At 56.4% G+C, this 6,347-nt stretch carries 7 protein-coding genes and 1 pseudogene; all 8 read left to right on the top strand.

Translation table 11 applies throughout. From position 1 onward, the window contains the following. The coding region (locus tag DBR24_RS32295; protein WP_256591523.1) for a motility associated factor glycosyltransferase family protein at window positions 1–742 on the top strand (742 nt) is incomplete at its 5' end. Continuing rightward, entirely contained in the window at window positions 739–1,008 is a 270-nt protein-coding gene (locus DBR24_RS15420; protein WP_128615196.1) for a hypothetical protein, read from the top strand. The genes DBR24_RS32295 and DBR24_RS15420, both read left to right, overlap by 4 nt. Window positions 1,009–1,261: 253 nt before the next feature. Then, on the top strand, window positions 1,262–2,107 hold the full coding sequence (locus DBR24_RS15415; protein ID WP_128615195.1) for a flagellin domain-containing protein: 846 nt from the start codon (window positions 1,262–1,264) through the stop codon (window positions 2,105–2,107). 71 nt (window positions 2,108–2,178) lie between these two features. After that, window positions 2,179–2,544, top strand: a complete 366-nt coding sequence (locus tag DBR24_RS15410; protein WP_128615194.1) for a flagellar protein FlaG — start codon at window positions 2,179–2,181, stop codon at window positions 2,542–2,544. A gap of 82 nt (window positions 2,545–2,626) precedes the next feature. Then, window positions 2,627–4,066: a flagellar filament capping protein FliD gene (fliD, locus tag DBR24_RS15405; protein ID WP_128615193.1), complete on the top strand. Its 1,440-nt coding sequence runs from the start codon at window positions 2,627–2,629 to the stop codon at window positions 4,064–4,066. A 129-nt stretch (window positions 4,067–4,195) separates the two neighbouring features. Continuing rightward, complete coding sequence (gene fliS, locus DBR24_RS15400) at window positions 4,196–4,591, top strand: flagellar export chaperone FliS (RefSeq protein WP_128615192.1); 396 nt, start codon at window positions 4,196–4,198, stop codon at window positions 4,589–4,591. 10 nt (window positions 4,592–4,601) lie between these two features. Then, the gene (locus DBR24_RS15395) at window positions 4,602–4,898 is read left to right on the top strand and encodes a flagellar protein FliT (RefSeq protein ID WP_123465743.1); all 297 of its coding nucleotides are present in this window, start codon (window positions 4,602–4,604) and stop codon (window positions 4,896–4,898) included. Window positions 4,899–5,070: 172 nt separating this feature from the next. Next, window positions 5,071–6,347 (top strand): annotated as a pseudogene (locus tag DBR24_RS15390) (sigma-54-dependent transcriptional regulator); the annotation flags it as partial.

Raw genomic sequence — 6,347 nt, 5'->3', positions numbered from 1 at the left:
CTTGCAGGCCAGCCAGGCGCTGGTGCGCGGCGACGGCGATGTGACGCAATTGTTCGGTTCGCAGGTGGGGCGCGATGTCTTCGTGATCGCTACGGGCCCGAGTCTGGAACTGCACTTCGAGCGTTTGCGAACCATCCGCGCGCAAGCCGAGCGCCCATTGTTCATTTGTGTCGATACGGCGTATCGCCCATTGCTGCAGCACGGCATTCGTCCTGACATTGTGGTCACCATTGATCAGCGCATTTCGGCTCGGCATCTGCCGCCGATGGACACGACATCAATAACGCTGGCCTACATGCCCATGGTCGACCCACAGGTGCTCAAGGACTGGCAAGGGCCGCGCTACGCCGCTTACTCGGCCAGTCCGATCTATCAAGTGATTCGTCAAAAAATGCCACGCGGCGAACTGTATGTCGGTGGCAGTGTGATTCATCCTGCGGTGGATCTGGCGGTGAAGATGGGCGCTGCACAGATCACATTGTTCGGCGCCGACTTTGCCTTTCCTGGCGACAAGACTCATGCCGGCTGGAGCGACGGTGAGCTGGGGCCGCAACGGGTCGCAGCCAAACACTGGGTGCTCGATGGCCGCGGGCAACGAATCAAAACGCAGCTCAACTTTCGCAGCTATCTGTGCGAGCTGGAGCGCTTCATCGCCGGGCATCCACAAGTACGTTTCTATAACACCAGTCGGGCAGGGGCGATGATCGCCGGGACGGCGTTTCATTCGGAGTGGGCAGTATGAGTGGGAGTGAATCGTTTGCTGTCAGGGCGAGCGACTGCGCCGTCCTTTTCCGCCTGGGGCGGGATGTTGAAGCAGGGTTGGTCATGATTGATCTGGTGACTGATATCCAGCCGTCGTTCGACAAGGCTTCTCAGCAAGGCCAGCAGGAGTGGTTGCAGGTACTTGCTCAGATGCTGCAATGCCAGGAAACCCAGAATTGGTTGGCGTTGGCCGATTATCTGGAATACGAGTTGATTCAGGTGTTGGCTGACAATCTGTCTGTTTAAACAATTTCGCTCTGGCGCGACCGGCAGGATGCTTTGATTTGTGTAAGCGGCGTATTCCTGACGTCATTTTTTCGCTGCTGGACGAGCGCCAAGTCCTTGATTTACGGGGGATGGCCACCTGATGGCAAAAATTTTCGAAATTCTGCTAAAGCAACCTGCGTTGGCGACGATAACTATTACGAAGGTTCTCTAGGCCATACCGGGCGGTTGCCAGGGCCGGAAGCCGCAGTACCCAACCAACGAGGAATTCGTCATGGCTTTAACAGTAAACACCAACACAACTTCCCTGGGCGTTCAGAAGAACCTGAACCGCGCGTCCGACGCACTGTCGACCTCGATGACCCGTCTGTCCTCCGGCCTGAAAATCAACAGCGCTAAAGACGACGCAGCTGGCCTGCAGATCGCTACTCGTATGACTTCGCAGATCCGTGGTCAGACCATGGCTATCAAAAACGCCAACGACGGTGTTTCGATCGCTCAGACCGCTGAAGGTGCTCTGCAAGAGTCGACCAACATTCTGCAACGTATGCGTGAAATCTCGCTGCAATCGCGAAACGACTCGAACGGTACTGCTGACCGTACCGCTCTGGACAAAGAGTTCCAACAGTCCGTTGCTGAACTGACCCGTATCGCTCAATCGACCAACCTGAACGGTAAGGCTCTGATCGACGGTACCGCTGGTTCGATGCAGTTCCAGGTAGGTTCGAACACCACTTCCGACAACCAGATCACTCTGACCCTGTCGACCAGCTTTGACGCCAGCGCCCTGGGCATGACCGGTATGGTTATCTCTGGTGTGGACAACGCTACCAACCACACCAACGTTGACGCTTCGATCTCCGCGATCGACGCTGCTCTGGCAAACATCAACGCCACTCGCGCTGACCTGGGTGCTGCTCAGAACCGTTTCTCGAGCACCATTTCCAACCTGCAAAACATCAACGAAAACGCCAGTGCTGCACTGAGCCGCGTACAAGATACCGACTTCGCTGCTGAAACTGCACAGCTGACCAAGCAACAAACTCTGCAACAAGCTTCCACCGCAGTACTGGCTCAGGCCAACCAACTGCCATCCGCTGTACTGAAACTGCTTCAGTAATAGCTGATGAGTTTTGGCGGGGGAGTGCGCTTGCGCGCTCTCTCGCTTTTTCTCTTTAAGAGGTGATGGACATGGATATGAGCGTGAAGCTGAACTTGTCTTATCCTGCGGCCCAGCAGGCGACGACTGTTGCCGACAAGCCTGCGGAGAAGCCTCGAGCGGAAGCTGCACCTGTGGCTGCCGTCAAGGAAGATAGTAAAACCGCAAAAACCGAACAGGAAAAACTGAAGATGGCCGTTGAGGAAATCGAGAAGTTCGTACAGTCGGTCAAACGCAACCTGGAGTTCTCGATTGATGAGCCTTCAGGCAAAGTAGTGGTCAAAGTAATTGCCGGCGACTCCGGTGAGGTGGTCCGCCAGATCCCCAACGAAGAAGTGCTGAAACTGGCAAATAGTTTGAATGATGCAAGCAGCCTGTTGTTCAGCGCTAAAGTCTGACAGCTGGCACGAATTTTGTTGCTATGTTCTTTTGGGCGTTGTAGTGGTCAAAAGACCGGCGACACACTGAAGGGAGTCCCACATGGCAAGTCCAATTCTACCGGGCACGGGTTTAGGCTCCGGCCTTGATACCGGTGCTATCGTCAAAGCCTTGGTGAATGCTGACAAAGCAGCCAAGCAGAACCAGATTGATCGTCAGACTTCCACCAATACCTCGCAAATCTCCGCGATCGGTAGTCTCAAAAGTGTCTTGGCAAACTTTCAGGCCGCGATCAAGAATCTGGGCGATACCCAAAATCCGCAGTTTCTGGGTTTTAACGCTACGTCCGCCGATGCCAAAGTACTGACCGCCGTAGCGAGCAACACGGCTGTAAACGGTACTTATACGATCAAGGTTACAAACCTTGCGACCTCTTCCAAGGTTGCCACCGCAGCTTTTTCTGGCGGCGCTACCAGCCCCATTGCGGAGGGCACGCTCAATATCACGCAAAATGGTGTTTCCCGCCCCGTGACCATTCCGGCTGGCGCGACACTGCAATCGGTGCGTGATGCGATTAACACCCAGCAGGGTGCCAATGGTTTCAGCGCCAACATCGTGACTGACTCGTTTGGCTCGCGTTTGGTCATGGGTTCGACCACAACAGGTGCGGGTTCCGATATCACTTTGAGTGGTATCGCAGGGCTGGAGATTGCTGCCGGCCAGCAAATGGGCGCGACGCCGACGGCAACTTCGGCGGGTGCCATCGGTGACTTCGCCATGGACGCTAACTTTAGTGTTGATGGTCTCGCGCTGACCAGCAAGAGCAACAAAGTCGATCAGGCCATTTCCGGATTGACCTTGAACCTGGTCGCTGGTGCCAATGCAACGACAACGGTCACGGTAGCTCCAAACAATGATGGGTTGAAAAAATCCATTCAAACCTTCGTCGATGCTTACAACCAGGTCGTGACCAGTATCAATGCTCTGACCAAGCCATCCCTGGATGATAACGGCGATCCGACCATTCCTGCCGCGTTGACCGGTGACCCATTGGCGCGCGGTATTCTGGCGTCTATTCGTGACCCGTTGACGACTACCGGTGCCGGCGACAAGCTGACCGTGCTGTCGCAGTTGGGTATCACCACCAATCAGAAAACCGGTGCGCTGGACTTCGATAGCACCAAGTTCACCAACGCTATGGGCTCACAGCAGCTCGGTGGTGAAGTTCAGAAGCTTTTTCTGGGGGATCCGGCCGCGACCGGTAGTGCCGCCAAAGGCTTGCTGGAGCGAATGAACGATTCCATCACCCCTTACACGGTGACTGGCAAGGAAGGCATCCTGGATGCTCGTTCGACCAACCTGGCCAAGGCCAAGACCAATCTCGCCAACCAGCAGGCGGCCCTGGATCGTCGCATCGAAACGCTGACGGCGGTATTGACCAAAAAGTACAACGACATGGATACCCTGGTCGGCAAGCTGAAGGCAACGGCAGCCAACATCACTTCGATGTTCGAGGCAATCACTGCGCAGCAAAAAGGCTGATAGCACCCAAACGCCAAAAGCCCGGCAGCGGATTGCGCTCGTCGGGCTTTTTGGTCTCGGCCTAAAGATTTTTGACGCTGTGTCGATAGACTGTTTATACGAATCGCAAAGTTCTGGAAGAGGTAGAGCATGAACCCGATGTTAGCCCTTCGGCAATATCAGAAGATTGGCGCTCAGGCCCAGGCTTCCGAAGCCAGCCCGCACCGCCTGGTGCAGATGCTGATGGAGGGCGGTCTTGATCGTATCGCTCAGGCCAAAGGCGCCATGGAGCGCAAGGACATCCCGAACAAGGGCATCCTGATCGGCAAAGCCATCGGCATCATCGGTGGTCTGCTTGAAGGGCTTGATCTGGAGAATCGGTCGGAACAGGTTGGCGAATTGGCTAATCTTTACGAATACATGATGAAGCGTCTGACTGAAGCCAACGTCAAGACCGATCCAAAGATCCTCGACGAAGTCGCTGACCTGCTGCGTACGGTCAAGGACGGCTGGGATGCCATCGGCACGCCGGCTCCACAGTTTTAAGGAGATCACCATGAGTCTTGTATTGCAGCGAATCGAAGAAACCCGCGAGGCTCTGGTCGGTGCTCTGGCCGAGCGCAACTGGGAAGCCATCAGCGAGCTGGACATGGCTTGCCGTTCCTGCATGGAAGACGTCTTGAGTGAAGCTTCGGTGGACGAGGCCGCGTTGCGCGACAACCTTGAGGAGTTGCTCGGGGTTTACAAGCGGTTGCTGGATGCAGCGACCGGTGAGCGGCAGGCGATAGTCGATGAGATGTCGCAGATCACCCAAGCGCAGAACGCGGCAAAGGTTTACCATCTGTTTGGTTAATTAACCCCCAGTTAATCCAGACATGTGCGCCATAAATTTGACTGTGCACGGTTTTTTGACTTAACTAGTGGCTGTTTTCAGATTTCAGGCGTCTACAGGCACATGGTGTCCTGCAAGCGTCTCGCTTGCCCCATTTTTCGGGCATTGAGTTGACTAGGGAAGTTGCTATTGCATGTGGCGTGAAACCAAAATTCTGCTGATTGATGACGATAGCGTCCGCCGCCGCGACCTGGCGGTGATCTTGAATTTTCTTGGCGAAGAAAATTTGCCCTGCGGCAGCCATGACTGGCAGCAGGCTGTCGGCTCTTTGTCATCAAGTCGTGAAGTCATTTGCGTACTGATCGGGACGGTGAATGCTCCTGGTGCGCTTTTGGGCTTGTTAAAGACACTCTCGACATGGGATGAGTTCCTTCCGGTTTTGTTAATGGGTGATAATTCTTCCGTTGACCTGCCTGAAGACCAGCGTCGCCGCGTGCTGTCGACCCTCGAAATGCCGCCCAGCTACAGCAAGTTGCTCGACTCCCTGCACCGCGCCCAGGTCTATCGCGAAATGTACGACCAGGCCCGCGAGCGCGGCCGGCATCGCGAACCCAATCTGTTCCGCAGCCTCGTCGGCACCAGCCGGGCGATTCAACACGTCCGGCAGATGATGCAGCAAGTGGCTGACACCGACGCCAGCGTGCTGATCCTGGGCGAGTCCGGTACCGGCAAGGAAGTGGTCGCGCGCAACCTGCATTACCATTCCAAGCGCCGCGACGCACCGTTCGTCCCGGTCAACTGCGGGGCGATCCCGGCAGAGCTGCTGGAAAGCGAACTGTTCGGTCATGAGAAGGGCGCCTTCACCGGCGCGATCACCAGCCGTGCCGGGCGTTTCGAGCTGGCCAACGGCGGTACGCTGTTCCTCGACGAAATCGGCGACATGCCGTTGCCGATGCAGGTCAAGCTGCTGCGCGTGCTGCAGGAGCGTACCTTCGAGCGCGTGGGCAGCAACAAGACCCAGAGTGTCGACGTGCGCATCATCGCGGCGACCCACAAGAATCTCGAAAGCATGATCGAGATCGGCACCTTCCGCGAAGACCTCTACTATCGCCTCAACGTGTTCCCGATCGAGATGGCGCCGCTGCGTGAGCGCGTCGAAGACATCCCGTTGCTGATGAACGAACTGATCTCGCGCATGGAGCACGAGAAGCGCGGTTCGATCCGCTTCAACTCGGCGGCGATCATGTCGCTGTGCCGTCACGGCTGGCCGGGCAACGTCCGCGAACTGGCCAACCTGGTCGAGCGCATGGCGATCATGCATCCCTACGGGGTGATCGGCGTGGTCGAGTTGCCGAAGAAATTCCGCTACGTCGATGACGAAGACGAGCAGATGGTCGACAGCCTGCGCAGCGATCTCGAAGAGCGCGTGGCCATCAACGGCCATACCCCGGACTTCACCGCCAATGCCAT

This window comes from Pseudomonas sp. HMWF006 (genome assembly GCF_003061205.1).
GTDB classification, from domain to species: domain Bacteria; phylum Pseudomonadota; class Gammaproteobacteria; order Pseudomonadales; family Pseudomonadaceae; genus Aquipseudomonas; species Aquipseudomonas monsensis.
Note: the sequence above shows the minus strand (reverse complement) of the source record. Positions and strands in the feature narration are given on the sequence as shown.

What these genes read in the sequence shown, in the direction of transcription:
- DBR24_RS15420 (WP_128615196.1), top strand. Translation starts at nt 739, where the DNA reads ATGAGTGGGAGTGAATCGTTTGCTGTCAGGGCGAGCGACTGCGCCGTC.
- DBR24_RS15415 (WP_128615195.1), top strand. Translation starts at nt 1,262, where the DNA reads ATGGCTTTAACAGTAAACACCAACACAACTTCCCTGGGCGTTCAGAAG.
- DBR24_RS15410 (WP_128615194.1), top strand. Translation starts at nt 2,179, where the DNA reads ATGGATATGAGCGTGAAGCTGAACTTGTCTTATCCTGCGGCCCAGCAG.
- fliD (WP_128615193.1), top strand. Translation starts at nt 2,627, where the DNA reads ATGGCAAGTCCAATTCTACCGGGCACGGGTTTAGGCTCCGGCCTTGAT.
- fliS (WP_128615192.1), top strand. Translation starts at nt 4,196, where the DNA reads ATGAACCCGATGTTAGCCCTTCGGCAATATCAGAAGATTGGCGCTCAG.
- DBR24_RS15395 (WP_123465743.1), top strand. Translation starts at nt 4,602, where the DNA reads ATGAGTCTTGTATTGCAGCGAATCGAAGAAACCCGCGAGGCTCTGGTC.